At 71.1% G+C, this 15563-nt stretch carries 12 protein-coding genes; 3 read left to right on the forward strand and 9 right to left on the reverse strand.

The window, feature by feature from the left end; genetic code table 11:
- Positions 1-212: 212 nt before the first annotated feature.
- Together AMK33_RS28405 and AMK33_RS28410 are read left to right on the forward strand one after the other, a co-directional pair.
- The gene (locus AMK33_RS28405; protein WP_073935835.1) at positions 213-1271 is read left to right on the forward strand and encodes an acyltransferase family protein; all 1059 of its coding nucleotides are present in this window, start codon (positions 213-215) and stop codon (positions 1269-1271) included.
- Between the two features lie 140 nt (positions 1272-1411).
- Positions 1412-5377, forward strand: a complete 3966-nt coding sequence (locus AMK33_RS28410) for a metallophosphoesterase (protein WP_143203871.1) — start codon at positions 1412-1414, stop codon at positions 5375-5377.
- Between the two features lie 72 nt (positions 5378-5449).
- On the opposite strand, the gene AMK33_RS28415 is transcribed toward AMK33_RS28410, so the two are convergent.
- Together AMK33_RS28415 and AMK33_RS28420 are read right to left on the reverse strand one after the other, a co-directional pair.
- The gene (locus tag AMK33_RS28415; RefSeq protein WP_073935837.1) at positions 5450-6682 is read right to left on the reverse strand and encodes a glycoside hydrolase family 16 protein; all 1233 of its coding nucleotides are present in this window, start codon (positions 6680-6682) and stop codon (positions 5450-5452) included.
- A 168-nt stretch (positions 6683-6850) separates the two neighbouring features.
- On the reverse strand, positions 6851-7207 hold the full coding sequence (locus tag AMK33_RS28420; protein WP_073935838.1) for a hypothetical protein: 357 nt from the start codon (positions 7205-7207) through the stop codon (positions 6851-6853).
- 491 nt (positions 7208-7698) lie between these two features.
- Here AMK33_RS28420 and AMK33_RS28425 point away from each other — a divergent pair, with 491 nt between their 5' ends.
- A complete protein-coding gene (locus AMK33_RS28425; protein WP_073935839.1) occupies positions 7699-8121 on the forward strand; it encodes a DUF350 domain-containing protein in 423 nt (140 codons plus the stop codon).
- A 63-nt stretch (positions 8122-8184) separates the two neighbouring features.
- On the opposite strand, the gene AMK33_RS28430 is transcribed toward AMK33_RS28425, so the two are convergent.
- The 7 genes from AMK33_RS28430 to AMK33_RS28460 form a co-directional block, all read right to left on the reverse strand.
- Entirely contained in the window at positions 8185-9852 is a 1668-nt protein-coding gene (locus AMK33_RS28430; protein WP_073935840.1) for a glucuronyl esterase domain-containing protein, read from the reverse strand.
- A gap of 305 nt (positions 9853-10157) precedes the next feature.
- Positions 10158-10646 carry a hypothetical protein gene (locus AMK33_RS28435; protein ID WP_073935841.1) on the reverse strand — a complete coding sequence of 163 codons (489 nt, stop codon included), beginning with the start codon at positions 10644-10646 and terminating at the stop codon, positions 10158-10160.
- Positions 10647-10795: 149 nt separating this feature from the next.
- A complete protein-coding gene (locus AMK33_RS28440; RefSeq protein ID WP_073935842.1) occupies positions 10796-11761 on the reverse strand; it encodes a YihY/virulence factor BrkB family protein in 966 nt (321 codons plus the stop codon).
- Between the two features lie 383 nt (positions 11762-12144).
- Positions 12145-12486, reverse strand: a complete 342-nt coding sequence (locus tag AMK33_RS28445) for a DUF3140 domain-containing protein (RefSeq protein ID WP_073935981.1) — start codon at positions 12484-12486, stop codon at positions 12145-12147.
- Between the two features lie 5 nt (positions 12487-12491).
- Complete coding sequence (locus AMK33_RS28450; protein ID WP_073935843.1) at positions 12492-12722, reverse strand: DUF2945 domain-containing protein; 231 nt, start codon at positions 12720-12722, stop codon at positions 12492-12494.
- Positions 12723-12853: 131 nt separating this feature from the next.
- A complete protein-coding gene (gene katG, locus AMK33_RS28455) occupies positions 12854-15085 on the reverse strand; it encodes a catalase/peroxidase HPI (RefSeq protein WP_073935844.1) in 2232 nt (743 codons plus the stop codon).
- Between the two features lie 33 nt (positions 15086-15118).
- A complete protein-coding gene (locus AMK33_RS28460; RefSeq protein WP_073935845.1) occupies positions 15119-15556 on the reverse strand; it encodes a Fur family transcriptional regulator in 438 nt (145 codons plus the stop codon).
- Positions 15557-15563 lie beyond the last annotated feature (7 nt).

Below are 15563 nucleotides of genomic sequence, written 5' to 3' on the forward strand. Positions count from 1 at the left end.
GCCACCTCTTCTGTCGCTGTCACGGTCCGTCCGGTCAAACGGACGCGGCCACGACCATGTTCCCGGACGGCAAAAGAAAAGCAAAGAAGAACAGCCCGCGGTTCGGCCGCCGGGGCCCGCTCGGCGCCGGAACGACGGAAACCCGGATATCCCGGTCAGCGGTTGAACAGATCGCAGGTTTAGCCTCCCGCAGGACGGGTGAGGCGGCTGGGATGTCGTCGCCCAGCATCCCCGCCGCCGTCCCCCGTACCGAACAGGACGACACGTCCCGGCGGGCGCCGCAGCGTGACGCGTTCTTCGACAACGCCAAGTACCTGGCGATCGTGCTGGTCGCGGTGGGACACGCCTGGGAGCCGCTGCGCGACGGCAGCCGGGCCGTCAGCGCGCTGTACATGCTCGTCTACGCGTTCCACATGCCCGCGTTCATCGTCGTCGCGGGCTACCACTCGCGCGGCTTCGACGGCAGTCCGGAGCGCGTCAAGCGCCTGATCACCGGCGTCGTCCTGCCGTACATCGTGTTCGAGACGGCGTACACCTTCTTCACCCGGTGGACGGACGGCGTCCCCGACCGGCCGGTCACGCTGTTGGAGCCGCTGTATCTGACGTGGTTCCTGGCCGCGTTGTTCGTGTGGCGGCTCACCACGCCGCTGTGGAAGCTCGTGCGGTGGCCGGTTCCCGTCGCGCTCGTCGTCGCCATGCTGGCGACGGTGTCCCCGTCGCTCGGCGAGGACCTCGACGTGCAGCGCATGCTGCAGTTCCTGCCGTACTTCGTGCTCGGTCTCGTCCTGCGGCCCGAGCACTTCCGGATGGTGCGCCGCCGCCGGGTGCGGATGCTGGCCGTCCCGGTGTTCGCGGTGGCACTGGCCGCGGCGTACTGGGCGGTCCCGCGGGTGACGTCCGGCTGGCTCTACCACGGGGACAGCGCGCAGGAACTGTCCGCCCCGGCCTGGTACGGCCCCGCCGTGACCCTGGTCCTGTTCGGCTGCTCGCTGCTCCTCGTCGCCTGTTTCCTCGCCTGGGTGCCGGGACGGCGGACCTGGTTCACGGCGCTCGGCGCGGCCACGCTGTACGGCTACCTCCTGCACGGTTTCGTCGCGCAGGTCAGCAAGTACTGGGGCTGGTACGACCCGGACTGGCTGTACCGCCCGCTCGGCGAGATCACGGTCACCCTGGTCGCCGCCGTGGTCGTGACGGTGCTGTGCACACCGCCGGTGCGGCGGGTCTTCCGCTGGGCGGTGGAGCCGAGGACCGCCTGGGCGTTCAGGCGCTGACCGGGTCGCGTACCTCCTTCCGCTGATCGTTCACGGCTGCTTCATCCGCGTTCACCTGCGCCGCCCAGGATTCGCCATGGGCATGCCCGCAACTGCCGGTGTGCCCTTCATCGTGCGGCGATCAGGGAGGGCGGCTGCTGATGCGGACAGGACAGCGGCGAAGACGGCCGGGCGGCGGGTCCGGGGCGCGGCGCCTCACGGGAGTGGCGCTCGCGGCGCTGCTCCTGGTGAGCGGGAACACGGCGGCGGTCCAGGCCGCCCCGGAGCGGCCTGCGCAAGCCGGTTCGGCGGAGGGGACCAGCCTGCCGGCGCTGGTCCCCCGTGACGGGACCTATCTGGAGGGCACCGAGCACATCGCGGCCACGCCGACGCTCGCCGGCGACTCCGTGACGAAGCTGGCGGTCGACGGGAAGGAGGTCGCCGCGGAGCGGACGGTCGGGGTGTCCCGGCTCACCTTCGACGTCGGCTCGAACTCGACGGAGGCCCGCTACCGCAACCACATCGTGGTCAACGGCGACTACCGGGCCGACATCGGCGACCTCGTCAACGAACGGGGCACGATCGAGATACCGAACCGGCACCTGGTCAAGGGCGAGAACACGGTCGAGGTCGTCGCCGGTACCGTCGAGAGCTCGTGCGGCACCAACCACGACGACTTCGTGCTCTCGGACATCCGGCTGGATCTGCTCGGCGAGAGGGCCGACGGCGAGGAGAACGAGTACACCTACTCCTTCGGCGACGGCAGTTGCGGCTCCAACCCCACGCTGCGGACGAAGGCGGCACTCACCTTCTTCGTGCTGGGCGATCCGCAGGGCACCACCGGTCTGCGCGCCGAGCTGGACACCACGAAGCTCCGCAACGGCGCGCACGTCATCGGCGCGACCACCGCGTCGGGCAAGACGGTCGAGAACGACGTGACCGTCAACAATGCGCCCGCGGGCGCGCCCCGGCTGCTGCCCGAGGACGGCACGCTGGTGGCCGGCCGGCAGACGGTGTCCGCGAGCCTCCCGGCCGGAACCGACGGCGGCGTCGGGTCGCTGACCGTGGACGGTGCGGCGCCCGTCACCGAGGCGCACCTCGGCAGCGGCGCGGCCACCTTCTCCTTCGACGTCGGCTCGAACTCGATCGACGACAAGTACGACAACCACCTGCTGGTCAACGGCAAGCGGATCGACCTGGGCGGCACCTGGGTGAGCCAGCGGGTGGAGATCGCCATCCCGGCCCGCCATCTGGTGCCAGGGGACAACACCGTCAAGGTCGTCACCAGCGCCTACCGGGAAAGCTGCGGCGACAACCGCGACGACTTCGACATCGCGGACCTCGAACTCGCCCTGGACGGCGGCACCGTCACGGGCCGGGACATCGCGGACTCCTACGCCCTGGGCGACGGTTCCTGCGGCAGCGGTGACACGCGCCTGCGGGAGGTCGAGCTGCACTACTCGATCGACGCACCGGCCGTGCACGTCAGCGACACCCTCGGCGCCGGGACCGCGACCCTCGGCTTCACCGTGGGCAGCAACTCGATCGAGGCCCGCTACGGGAACCACGTCCTGGTGAACGGCCGCAAGCACGTACTGGAGAGCGACGTCGCCGGACGCCACGTCGACCTGGCCTTCCCCAACGAGTGGCTCGAACCCGGCTGGAACACCGTCGACTTCGTCGCCGGCACGTACCCCACCTCATGCGGGGACAACCGCGACGACTTCGCCGTCTCCGGCATCACCCTCACCCCGGCGAGCGGCACCGCCACCGGGCGGATGCTCAAGGGCTCGTACGGTCTCGGCGACGGGAACTGCGGCGACAACGTCAACCCGCTGACCGAGATCGACCTCGAGTTCTTCGTCGAGGGCGCGGCCCAGGGGCTGCGCGCCGACCTCGACACCCGGCGGATCGACGACGGCGAGCACACTCTCGCCGCGACCTCCCGGTCCGGTGAGAAGGCCACGCGCACGCTGGTCACCGACAACTCGGCGCCCCGGATCGCCGCCAGTACCCCGGCCGCCGGGCAGCGGATCACCGCGTCGGTCGTGCTCGACGTACGGCTGGAGGACGCGTCCGGCGTGGTCGACGGACCCGAGGTGAGGCTCGACGGGAAGCCGGTCGAGCCCGGCACGCCCATTGGGCCGGGCCTGTCCGCCGGTCAGCACACCCTGTCGGTGTCCGGCACCGACAGCCTCGGCAACACCGGCACCCGTGAAGTGAAGTTCACCTCCGCCGGCATTCCGGACACCCCCACGGGTCTCACCCCGAAGGCCGGCACGACCGACGCGGGCCGCAGTGTCCGGCTGTCGGCCGAGGTGGCGGAGCCCGACGGGGGCGAGGTGAGCGCCACGTTCTCCGAGGCCGAGATCCTCACGCCGCAGCAGGTGTACGAGGGAACCGCGGACTCCGTCCCCACGACGCTGCGGGTGCCGGGCGAGCGCCGGGTGAAGGCCACCGGCCTCGCACCCGCCGACGGCAGGACACTCGACGCGCCCGCCGCGCAGGACGTCGCGTACCAGCGGTTCGACGTCCGTGTGAAGGGCCGTACCGACGCGCCGGTGCTGCGCTGGGAGGGTGTCATCGACCCCGAACGGCTCGCCGCGCTGCGCGTGTGGAACACGGCGACGAAGCAGTGGGACGTCCTGACGAGCGCCCGGGGCGCCGCCGAGGGCGACACCGTGCTGACGGCGGTCGTCGACCGGGCGTACATCGACCGGCAGCAGGTCCACGTCATGGTGACCGGCGAGGACCCGTTCGCCGACGACATCGACGCCGGTGACCCGGACCGGTTCGCCGACCCGGACGCGTACGACTTCTCGATCGTCCACTTCACCGACACGCAGTACCTCTCCGAGGGTGCGGTGGAGCAGGAGACGGCCGCGGAACGCGCGGTGTGGGAGAAGGCGTACGGGGACGTCACGCGCTGGATCGCCGCCAACAAGGACGAGCGGAAGATCTCGTACGTGGCCCACACCGGCGACATCATCGAGAACAACATCCGCAAGCCCGCCGACGAGGCCACCCGACGGCAGGTCGTGGGCGAGATGGAGGTGTCCTCGGAGCAGCAGCGGATCCTCGACGACGCCGGGGTCCCCAACGGTGTGATCGCGGGCAACCACGACAACCAGTCGGGCACCGAGAACGGACCGGACGCCCTCTACAACCAGTACTACGGGCCGGACCGCTACCAGGCGCTGTCCGAGGGCTGGCGGCACGCCGAGTACGGCGGTCCCTGGCGGCCGGGTGACAACCAGAACCACTACGACCTGTTCTCCGCCGGTGGTGTCGACTTCGTCGTGGTGGGTCTGTCGTACGGGGTGACGAAGGAGGAGGCCGCATGGGCCGCCTCCGTCTTCGCCCGCTACTCCGACCGCAACGGCATCCTGCTCTCGCACGACTACCTGGCGCCGAGCAGCAGCCCCGACGGACGCGGCGCCCCGTTCTCCGCGCCCGACGGGTCGATGCTGTACAAGACGGTGGTGCAGGACAACCCGAACGTGTTCCTGATCCTCGCCGGTCACGAGCACGGTGTGGGCACCAATGTGAAGCCCGAGGTGGGCGAGGTCTCCCACGGTGTGGTGGAACTGCTCGCGGACTACCAGTTCTACACCGTGTCCGCCGACCGGCTCGGACTCACCGAAGTGGGCGGTTACCGGCCCGATGACCAACTCCGGTTCGGCTCGAGCTTCTTCCGGATGCTCCAGTTCGACGTCGACCGGGCCGAGTTGACCGTGGACACCTACTCGCCGCTGCTCGACGAGTTCGGCGCCACCGAGTACGACGCGGACCACCGCTACGACGGCACCGAGGACAACATGGTGCTGCCGGTGGACCTCAGCACCCGTACCACGTCGTTCAAGACGGACTCGCTGGCGCTGTACGACCCGGTGCGCGTCATCGGCAGGGACAGGGTCGACTCCGGTGAGGTCGCCTCGGTGACCTGGAGGAACCTCAAGCCGGGCACGGCCCACGCGTGGTTCGTCACGGCACGTTCGGCGGGCGGCGGCGTGACCGCGTCCGAGCCGAGCGTCTTCGTGACGAAGGACGCGGGCGGTCGCCCCGGCGCCTGGGGTCCCGGCGTACCCGTCTACCCGTGGTTCACGTCCACCGAAGCCCGACGGTGAACGGCTGAAACGCACCTGCCGCCCCGGACCGGTCGGTCCGTGGCGGCGGTGTGTTCGGCCCTCGGCGAGGGTTCAGCCGACCGTCCACTTCTGGTTGGCCGCGCCCGTGCAGGTCCAGATCTGCAGGCGGGTGGCGTTGGCGGAGTTGTTGCCGGTCACGTCCAGGCACTTGTCGGCCTGCGGGTTGACGATGTCGCGGGCGGCGGTGACGACCCATTTCTGGGCGGCGGTGCCGTTGCAGTCCCACAGCTGGACCGGCGTACCGTCGGCGGTGCCGCCCGAGGCGACGTCCAGGCACTTGCCGAGGGCGCGGATGGTGCCGTCGGAGCCCACGGTCCAGTTCTGGGCGGAGGTTCCGTTGCAGTCGTAGAGCTGTACGGGGGTGCCGTTGGCGGTGTTGGCCCCGGCGACGTCGACGCACTTGCCGGCCAGGCCGCGGATCGCGCCGCCGGCCGGGGAGTCACCGGTCGTCACCGACACGTGGTCCACGACGAGTTGCTGCGGGAAGACGGTGGAGCCGTCCGGGTCGCCGGGCCAGTAGCCGCCGACCGCCAGGTTGAGGATCAGGAAGTACGGCTTGTTGAACACCCACTGCTTCCCGCCGAGGTCGGCGGGGGTGCGCCGCTGGTAGACGTTGCCGTCCACGGACCAGGTGATCGAGTCCGGTGCCCAGTCGACGGCGAAGGTGTGGAAGGCGTCCGCGAAGGCCTGGCCACCCGGCAGGGTGTAGCCGGCGCCGATGCCGCCGGATCCGGAGTAGCCGGGGCCGTGGATCGTGCCGTGCACCGTGGAGGGTTCGAAGCCGACGTTCTCCATGATGTCGATCTCGCCCGAGTCCGGCCAGTTGACCGGTGTGCCCAGCATCCAGAACGCGGGCCACATGCCCTGTCCGCGCGGGACCTTCATCCGCGCCTCGACGTGCCCGTACTGCGCGGTGAACTTGCCGGAGGTGTTGAGCCGGGCCGAGGTGTACTGGCAGGTGCCGTACCAGCACTGGTAGTTGGCCGGGTTCTCCTTGCGGGCCGTGATCACCAGATGGCCCTGGCCGTCCAGGGCGGCGTTCTTGTTGCCGGACGTGTAGTACTGCCGTTCGTGGTTGTTGACGTTGTCGCCGGTCTCGATCTGCCACTTCGATGAGTCGACCGCCGCGCCGGCGGGCCCGTCGAAGGTGTCCGAGAACGTCACGGCCGCCGCGGCGGTGACACCGGCCGGTTCCGCCTTCGCGGTCCCTGCCGCACCGGACGCGACCAGCGCGGCGGACACGGCGGCGATCAGCCATCTGCGGAGTCTGCGCGGAGAGGACATGGCTCTCCCTTTCCGTACGGCGACCCGGATGTACGGGTGCGCCGACCGAGGTTGTGGGGGTGAACGTGCAACCACTTGATTTAAGAAGTGAGATAAGAGGGCGTCAAGCCCCTGGTACGGACCAGAATTCGGCGGTTGCGACATCCGGGCCGTGCCCCGGGTCCCCGTTCACGCCGTCGTGCCCCACGAGGTCCGGTGTGCGCAGCCGGGGTCGTGCTCGGTCGCGCACGACGTCCACCAGCGTTCGCAGCACGCGACCTCCACCTCGGCCTGGGCGAGCACGGCTGCCGCCGCGTCGCGCCACGCCGCCCGGCGCCCCTCCCGTTCCCGCAGGACGGCGACGGCGCGCCGTTCGTCGGCGATGACGGTCTCCCGTACGACACCGATCACGGGAGCGAGCGAGGCGACCGCCATCGCGAGGGTGGTCCAGAGGGGGACGGTGCCCCAGGTGCGTACGGTGCAGAAGGAGAGCCAGAGGGCGACGGCGATGTACATGGCGGTGAGGGTGCGACTGCCCCTGCTCATGACTGGTTCTCCTTCTCGGTCCGTCCGATGGACTTCTGATGCCCCGGATGTGCGCGGGCATGACTCCTTGGCGACGAACCGAGCAGGTACCTTTGTACGCAGTCGAGTTGCTGCCCGACCGCGCCACCGTGCGCCACACTGCCTACGGGAAAACCGGCCGTTGGGGAGCGGGGGTGGTGACACTGCTGGTGGGGTGCACCGGCGGGGCGGACGAGGGGGCCGGTGCCCCGAAGCCGTCGGGGGAGAGAAGAGCTCCGCCGGTGAACCGGGTCCCGGCCCGTCCGGTTCGCCGTCCACGGTCTGACCGCCGTCGGCGACGACGCCTTCCTCTACCGGATCAGCGGCGCCCCCCGCTTCGTCGCCCGCGCGGACGGCATCGGCCGGAGGGCATGACGGGGCGCCGGGCCAGGGTGTCGAACGGGTGCGCTACATTTTGCTCGCCCTTGACCGCGATCACTCACGATCTCTCACGCTACGGAGCCGGCAACCCCATGAGCGACATCGTCAACGGACTCGGCCGGGCCACCGCCTACGGCGCACTCGGCCTGGTCCTGCTGGTCCTCGGCATCGTCCTGGTCGACGTGCTGACGCCCGGAAAGCTCGGCCGGCAGATCTGGCAGGAACGCAACCGCAACGCCTCGGTGGTGCTGAGTTCCTCGCTGCTCGGCATCGGCGGCATCGTGTTCACGTCGATCTGGACCACGTACGAGGACTTCGGCAAGGGGCTGGTGTCGACCGCCGCGTTCGGCGTGCTGGGGCTGGTGATGATGGCCGTGGCGTTCCTGGTGGTGGATCTCATCACGCCGGGGCGGCTGGGTGCCACGCTGGTCGAGCCCGAACCCCACCCGGCGGTCTGGGTGACGGCCTCCTGCAACCTCGCGGTGTCCGCCGTCATTTCGGCGTCCATCGCCTGACACGGGCGCCTCCGTACCGCCCGGCTTCCGCGTCCCGGGACGCGGAAGCCGGGCGGTGACGTTTCATGGACGGTCGCAGGTGAGCGTGGTCGGCGCCGTCGAGGAGCTGCCGGTGGCCGTGAAGCCGAAGGTGGTCGTGGAGCCCGGCGCGACGGAGCCGTTCCAGTCGGTGTTGCGCACCGTGACCGCCCCGCCGGTCCCGGTGTTCCGGCCGTTCCAGAGGCTGCTGATGGACTGGCCGGACGCGAGCGTCATGCCGACGGACCAGCCGTCGAGGGCGCCGCTGCCGTCGTTGCGTACGGTCACCTCGCCCTGGAAGCCGCCGGACCAGCTGTTGACCGTACGGTGGGTGGCGGTGCAGTAGTCGCCCGGCGTGCCGGGACCGCCGCCCGTGTCACCGCCGTTGCCGCCGTCGTCTCCCCCTGTGTCGCCTCCCGTGTCGCCGCCGGTGCCGCCTCCGCTCGTGCCGCCGTCGGCGAGGCTCGGGGTCTGCCAGTCCCGCCAGGCGGAGAGGTCACCGGACTTGGCCGGGGAGATCCTGAACACCCCCGAGGAGCTGCCGGACTTCAGCAGGAACTTCTGGATGTTCTGCTGCAGCGGCGTGCGCCATTCCGACCGGGCCGCGCAGTGGGTGCCGTCCTGTACGTCGGACCAGTAGCTGATGTTGCCGCCCGCGCCCAGCGCCTTGTAGACCTCCGCGCCGCCCAGCGCCGCCACGCTGCCCGACCGGGCGCCCAGCCAGTCGACGTGCGGGTTCTCCATGACGAGGAGTCCGCGCGGTGCGACCAGGCCGACGATCTCGTGGGTGTCCACCGGGAGGGTGTCGGGGCTGCCGGTGAAGGAGCCGAAGGCATCGCCCAGCCAGGGCTGTTCGGAGTAGGCGCTGCTCAGCGGCTGTGCGCCGCTCTCACCGGGGATGCCGCGGAAGATGCCGGTGCCGGCGCTGCCCGACTCGATCGGCATGGTGAGCGCGATCCGCTGGTCGAAGGCGCCGGCCACGAAGGCGCCCTTGCCGAACCGTGAGCAACCGGTGACGCCGGTGGCGTCCGCGCGGAGCACGCTGCCGTCGGACTGCTCGATGACGTCGATGACCCGGCTCACCCCCCATGACCAGGCCATGAGCAGGCCGGTGCTGCTGGAGGAGCCGTAGAGGCCGTAGAACGCGCCCTGTTTGTTGCTGCGGGATGTGCCTTCCTTGCCGAGCGCGTACGGGTCGAGGGAGATGACGGCCGCGCCCGCGCCCTTGATGGTGGCGGTGTCCGCGCCCAGCCCTCCGAGCACCACGACGGCGGGGAACGGGCCGGTACCGCTCGGCAGGTCGACGCTCGCGGAGAAGCTCGCGCTCCTGCCCTGGTGCGTCACCCGCACCGTGATGCCGGTGCGCGACACCGTGCCCGTGACGCTCTCGGGCCTGGCGGGCTTCTGCCCGTAGACGTGCCTCTCCGCCAGCTCCCGGATCTCCGCGCGCCGGCAGCGCCAGTCGGACCTGGTGGAGATGCGTGTGCCGTCCAGTTTCCGGAAGGGGTCGGGGAGCCTGGAGTTGGAGGTGAGGGGTCCGGTGTCGGCGACGGCGCAGTCGGCGCCGTCGTCCTCGACGCCGGGTTCCGCCGCGACGGGAACGAGGGTGTCGGCGGCGCCCGGCCGTGGGAAGAGAGCGGCGACGGCCAGGCTCACGGCTACCGCGAAGACCGCGGCGGCCCAGGCCCAGGCCCGGTGTCGGGGGAAGCGCATCGGTACCTCCAGAGGGGTGGGAGCGCTCCCAGGCTAGAAACGTCTTCAGGGGTATGACAACGACACCGACAGGCTCGTTTCAGATTGACTCTTTCGAACCCCTGTCGAAAGCCGGAAGCCGCGCGATCTGCTCCGATGCCGAAGACCTCACCTCAAAACACCACGTCGGCACAGGGCGCCGCGAGCGAAAGTTTCGGGCGACTTGCGACCGTGCTGCCGTCCCGATCGGCAGCAGGACATGAATTCGGCCACGGGCGCACGCCCACGGCACAGCCGAACCAGGGTGCAGCCGTCCCGTGCCCCGGTCAGGCCACGCGGGCGCGCTCCCGTACCGGACGTGTCGGCTCGGGCCGGACGCGGGGGGCCGGCTCGGCACGCGTGGCCGACTGGGCGCGGGTGGCCGACTGGGCGCGGGTGGCGGTGCGGACGCGGTACGTCGTGCGGTTGGGGTCCACGACTGGCTCGCCGAGGGTGATCCGCCCGGCCGCGTGCAGCGCGTCGCATTCGGCGGTGGGCAGGGCGGCGTAGCAGCCCCCGGTGCCGGTGGCCGAGTCGAGCGGGCGCCAGTAGCTGTACCTGCGGCGGCCGTTGGCGTACTCGGTGACGTACGTGGGAGTGCGGGGGTCGGAGATGATGCGCAGCACGTCGGTGCGGGTGGTGCCCGCCGGGGGGCGCGGGCGGGAAGGGACGGCCGGGAACTCGGTCGTTATCGGTCCGCCGCGACGGTGATCCGGTCGGCGGCGCGCGGTCGGCAGGGCGATGAGGGTGTGGGGGCGGTCGACGGTGGCGAGCATCAGCAGGACCTTTCCGGAGCCGGGATACGAGACCGTCTACCCAGCGCGGCGCCGGAGTTGATCTCCTTTTCCGATCATTGTGCAACCTCACACCGACAACGCGCGGGCGCCACGCCCAAGTTCCCCACCGATGTGTTCGCCCTGGCCGGTCAGGCGCCCGGTCCCGGGTCCGGGCGGACCGCCGCGTCGACACCGGCGCGCGCCGCTTCGAGCTGGGCCGCGAACGCGATGCCGAGGAGGAGGGCGACGGCGGTGAGGTACGCCCACAGCAGCAGCGCGATGAACGCGGTGAGCGGCCCGTACAGGGCGCCGAACGCCCCGCTGCCCTCGACGTACAGCGCGAGCAGCCATGTCGCCGCGACCCACAGCAGCAGATGCACGGCCGAGCCGAAGGCCAGCCAGGTGTAGCCGGGCTGGGCCCGCCGGGGTGACCAGCGGAAGATCACCGCCGAGGCGACCCACGCCAGCGCCAGCCCCACCGGCAGCTCCAGCGCGGTCCACCACCCCGTGCCGCCGCCGGATCCCCCGGCCACCCGGACCACCGCGTCGCTCACCGCGTCACCGGCGACGAGCACGACGAACCCGAGGACCAGCGGCAGGCCCGCGGTGAGCGCGAGGAGGACGGCCCTGCCGTACTTGCGGGGGAAGGGGCGGTCGCGTTCGATCCCGTAGATGCGGTTGGCGCCCCGCTCGATCTGGCCCATGGCGGAGGCGAGGTTCAGCAGGGCGAAGCTCAGGCCGAGCCAGAGCGCCAGCGTGCTCCCGAAGTCGTCGTGGGCGCTGCGCCGGGTCCCCTCGAAGGCGTCCTCGACGATGTCGGCGCTGGCGCCGGGCACGATCCGGCCGAGGGCGAGTTCGATGACCCGTCCCACGCTCTCGGTGTGCACGGAGGTCGCCAGGCCGACCAGCGCCACGGTGAACGGCACCAGGCCGAGGACGACCTGGAAGGCGAGCGCCCGCGCGTTGGAGAAGCCGTCCGCGTAGCGGAAGCGGGCGAAGGAGTCGGTCAGCAGCCGCAGGCCCCCGTAGTGCCGCAGCGCGGCGAACGCCTCGTCTCCGGAGAGTTCCTCTCCGATCATGTCCCGGGTCTGCGGGACGTGGACGACGGTTCCCATACGCGGACACTCCTCGCGTCGAGTGGTTCTGCTCCCCTCATGGATGGCCCGTTTCCCCGGTGTCACACCTGCGGGGCTCACATGCGGTCGGCGATGTGGTGAAGGTAGTGGGCGAGGGTCGGGTGGACCGCCTCCGTGATGTCGCGCCCGTCCCACGAGCCGACATGCGCGACGTCCTCCCGTGAGTCCACTCCCGGTCTCCCCGATGACGCGTGCCGTGCCGGTGCGTCGCGCCGCTGTCCCTCGCACGCGGCAGTGGTCGCCGTGGCGGGTGCGGTGAGGACAACACTGCGACGGTGCACGGTGGTCGTGTTCACCGGCCGGCCCCACCGGGACGGATCCCGCGCGGGTTTGCGCCCCTCGGAGGTCCGTGGGCGGTGGTGTCAGGACGCGTCGTCGAGCGGGTCGTGGCCCCAGTTCATCAGCGAGTGGCGCCAGCGCGTGTCGCGTACGTCGCCGGACGGGCGCTGGGCGAGATGGCGGCGGATGTAGCCGACCACCTTGCGCATGTGCGCGTAGTCGTCGTCGGAGAGGTCCTTCCTCCCGGAGCGGAGGATGCCGACGATACGGCGGCCGGACGCGTGACCGGTCGACTCGCCGCCGTCCGCGTGTTGACCCGCGCTGCGGGACTCCTCCGACTCGAGCCACCGTTCGAGGTCGGCCGGCTTCATGTTGACCAGCTCGCGGAACTCGTCCCAGGTCTCGTCCTCGCGGTCCGCCTCCATCGCGCTCACTTCTTCTTCCTGAGCGCGGAGGGCTTGTGGACCGCCGGCTTGCCCGACTTGTCGCTGCGCACCTCGTACTGCGGTTCCTCCTCGGAGGCGGCGACCGTGCGCCCGGCCGCCTCGGTGCGCTCGGTGATCTTCTTCTCGACCTTGCCCGTCGTCTCGCTGCCGTGGCTGCTCCAGGCGACCTCTTCGCCCTGGTGGAGGTTCTTCCCGCGGTCGCTGCCCTTGCCCATCCCAGGCGCCTCCTTCAGGTGGCGGTCGGTTCGGTTCCAGCCTGGTGGCAGGGCGGCCCGCCCGCATCCCGGGGCCGACGCACGTCCGGGCCGGCCCCCGGAGGGCCGGCCCGGATCAGCGGGGCCGGGGATCAGACGAGGTCGAACCGGTCGAGGTTCATGACCTTGTCCCACGCCTTGACGAAGTCCTTCACGAACTTCTCCTTGGCGTCGTCGCTCGCGTAGACCTCCGCGAGCGCACGCAGCTCGGAGTTCGATCCGAACACCAGGTCGGCACGGGTGCCGGTCCACTTGACCTCGCCGGTGGCCGCGTCGAGGCCCTCGAACGTGGTCTGGTCCTCGGACGTCGACTTCCACGTCGTGCCCAGGTCGAGCAGGTTGACGAAGAAGTCGTTGGTCAGGGTGCCGGGGGCCGTGGTGAGCACGCCGAGCGAGGACTGCTGGTGGGTCGCGCCCAGCACCCGCAGACCGCCGACGAGGACGGTCATCTCGGGGGCGCTCAGCGTCAGCAGGTTGGCCTTGTCCAGCAGCAGGAACTCGGCCGGCAGGCGGTTGCCCTTGCCCTGGTAGTTGCGGAAGCCGTCGGCGGTCGGCTCGAGCGCGGAGAACGACTCCGTGTCCGTCTGCTCCTGCGCGGCGTCCACGCGGCCCGGCGTGAACGGCACCTCGATGTCGAAGCCGCCGTCCTTGGCGGCCTTCTCGACGCCCGCGGCACCGGCCAGCACGATCAGGTCGGCGAGCGAGACCCCCTTGCCGCCGCTCTGCGCGGAGTTGAAGGACTCCTGGACGCCCTCCAGGGTGCGCAGCACCGCCGCCAGCCGGTCGGGGTCGTTGGCCTCCCAGCCGCGCTGCGGCTCCAGACGGACGCGCGCGCCGTCGGCGCCACCGCGCTTGTCGCTGCCGCGGAAGGACGAGGCCGACGCCCACGCCGTCGACACCAGATCGGACACCGACAGGCCCGAGGCGAGGATCCGCTCCTTGAGGGCGGCGATGTCCGCGGCGTCGATCAGGTCGTACGTGCGCTCCGGCAGCGGGTCCTGCCACACCAGGGTCTCGGAGGGCACCTCCGGGCCGAGGTACAGCGACTTGGGGCCCATGTCGCGGTGGGTGAGCTTGAACCAGGCGCGGGCGAAGGCGTCCGCGAACTCGTCCGGGTTCTCCAGGAAGCGCCGCGAGATCGGGCCGTAGACCGGGTCGAGGCGGAGCGCGAGGTCCGTCGTCAGCATCGTCGGCTGGTGGCTCTTCGACGGGTCGTGGGCGTCGGGCACGGTGCCGGCCCCCGCGCCGTCCTTCGGCCGCCACTGGTGGGCGCCGGCGGGGCTCTTGAACAGCTCCCACTCGTAGCCGAAGAGGATCTCGAAGAAGCTGTTGTCCCAGGTCGTCGGCGTGTTGGTCCACGTCACCTCGAGACCGCTGGTGATCGTGTCACCGCCCTTGCCGGTGCCGAAGGTGCTCTTCCAGCCCAGGCCCTGCTCCTCGAAGCCGGCGGCCTCGGGGTCGTCGCCGACGTGCTCGGCCGGGCCGGCGCCGTGGGTCTTGCCGAAGGTGTGGCCGCCCGCGATCAGGGCGACGGTCTCCTCGTCGTTCATCGCCATGCGGCGGAACGTCTCGCGTATGTCGCGGGCCGAGGCGATCGGGTCCGGGTTGCCGTTGGGGCCCTCGGGATTGACGTAGATGAGGCCCATCTGGACGGCGCCGAGCGGGCTCTCCAGCTCACGGTCGCCGGTGTAGCGCTCGTCGCCGAGCCAGGTGGACTCGGGGCCCCAGTAGACGTCCTCCTCCGGCTCCCAGACGTCGGCGCGGCCGCCGGCGAAGCCGAAGGTCGTGAAGCCCATCGACTCCAGGGCGACGTTGCCGGAGAGGATCAGCAGGTCGGCCCAGGACAGGCTCTTGCCGTATTTCTTCTTGACCGGCCACAGCAGGCGCCGGGCCTTGTCGAGGTTGGCGTTGTCGGGCCAGCTGTTGAGCGGGGCGAAGCGCTGCTGGCCGGCCCCGGCGCCGCCGCGGCCGTCGCTGATGCGGTAGGTGCCCGCGCTGTGCCAGGCCATGCGGACGATGAGGGGGCCGTAGTGGCCGAAGTCGGCCGGCCACCAGTCCTGCGAGGTGGTCAGTACCTCGGCGATGTCCCGCTTCACCGCCGGAAGGTCGAGGGCCGAGAACGCCTCGGCGTAGTCGAAGTCCTCGCCGAGCGGGTTCGCCACGGCCGGGTTCTTGGCGAGGATCTTCAGGTTGAGGCGCTCGGGCCACCACTGGCGGTTTCCGCCGCCCTGGGTGGGGTGCGGGGCGCGCCCGTGCGCGACCGGGCAGCCCCCCGCTTCCTCCGTCTTGGGTTCGGTGACGATCGCGTCATGGTTCTCGGTCATGGGAGTCCTTCCGGGCGGAAACGTTCGCGCAGTTCAGCTACTGCGGGAGGTGGAACAGTCGGGGCACAGGCCCCAGAAGACGACCTCGACCTCGTCGATCGCGAAACCGTGACCGTCGGGCGGGGTCAGACAGGGCGCGTCACCGGCCGCGCAGTCGACGTCGGCGACGACGCCGCAGGAACGGCACACCGCGTGGTGGTGGTTGTCCCCGACCCGGCCCTCGTAGCGGGCGGGGCTGCCGGCCGGCTCGATACGGCGTACCAGCCCCGCCCCGGTGAGCGCGTTCAGCGCCTCGTACACCGCCTGCAGGGAGACCTGCCCTATGCGCCGGCGCACTTCGGAGGCGAGCGCCTCGACTCCGAGGTGGCCGCCCTCGCGGACGGTGTCGAGGAGGGCGACGCGGGCGGCCGTCGCGCGCAGGCCCGCTCCGCGGAGCTCCTCGGCGGTGGTCGGCGGCCGGGATGCGGTCATGCGCCGA

The organism is Streptomyces sp. CB02400 (assembly GCF_001905725.1).
GTDB lineage: Bacteria > Actinomycetota > Actinomycetes > Streptomycetales > Streptomycetaceae > Streptomyces > Streptomyces atrovirens.

Coding starts and splice junctions, on each gene's coding strand:
- AMK33_RS28405 (WP_073935835.1), top strand. CDS start 213: ATGTCGTCGCCCAGCATCCCCGCCGCCGTCCCCCGTACCGAACAGGAC.
- AMK33_RS28410 (WP_143203871.1), top strand. CDS start 1,412: ATGCGGACAGGACAGCGGCGAAGACGGCCGGGCGGCGGGTCCGGGGCG.
- AMK33_RS28415 (WP_073935837.1), bottom strand. CDS start 6,682: ATGTCCTCTCCGCGCAGACTCCGCAGATGGCTGATCGCCGCCGTGTCC.
- AMK33_RS28420 (WP_073935838.1), bottom strand. CDS start 7,207: ATGAGCAGGGGCAGTCGCACCCTCACCGCCATGTACATCGCCGTCGCC.
- AMK33_RS28425 (WP_073935839.1), top strand. CDS start 7,699: ATGAGCGACATCGTCAACGGACTCGGCCGGGCCACCGCCTACGGCGCA.
- AMK33_RS28430 (WP_073935840.1), bottom strand. CDS start 9,852: ATGCGCTTCCCCCGACACCGGGCCTGGGCCTGGGCCGCCGCGGTCTTC.
- AMK33_RS28435 (WP_073935841.1), bottom strand. CDS start 10,646: ATGCTCGCCACCGTCGACCGCCCCCACACCCTCATCGCCCTGCCGACC.
- AMK33_RS28440 (WP_073935842.1), bottom strand. CDS start 11,761: ATGGGAACCGTCGTCCACGTCCCGCAGACCCGGGACATGATCGGAGAG.
- AMK33_RS28445 (WP_073935981.1), bottom strand. CDS start 12,486: ATGGAGGCGGACCGCGAGGACGAGACCTGGGACGAGTTCCGCGAGCTG.
- AMK33_RS28450 (WP_073935843.1), bottom strand. CDS start 12,722: ATGGGCAAGGGCAGCGACCGCGGGAAGAACCTCCACCAGGGCGAAGAG.
- katG (WP_073935844.1), bottom strand. CDS start 15,085: ATGACCGAGAACCATGACGCGATCGTCACCGAACCCAAGACGGAGGAA.
- AMK33_RS28460 (WP_073935845.1), bottom strand. CDS start 15,556: ATGACCGCATCCCGGCCGCCGACCACCGCCGAGGAGCTCCGCGGAGCG.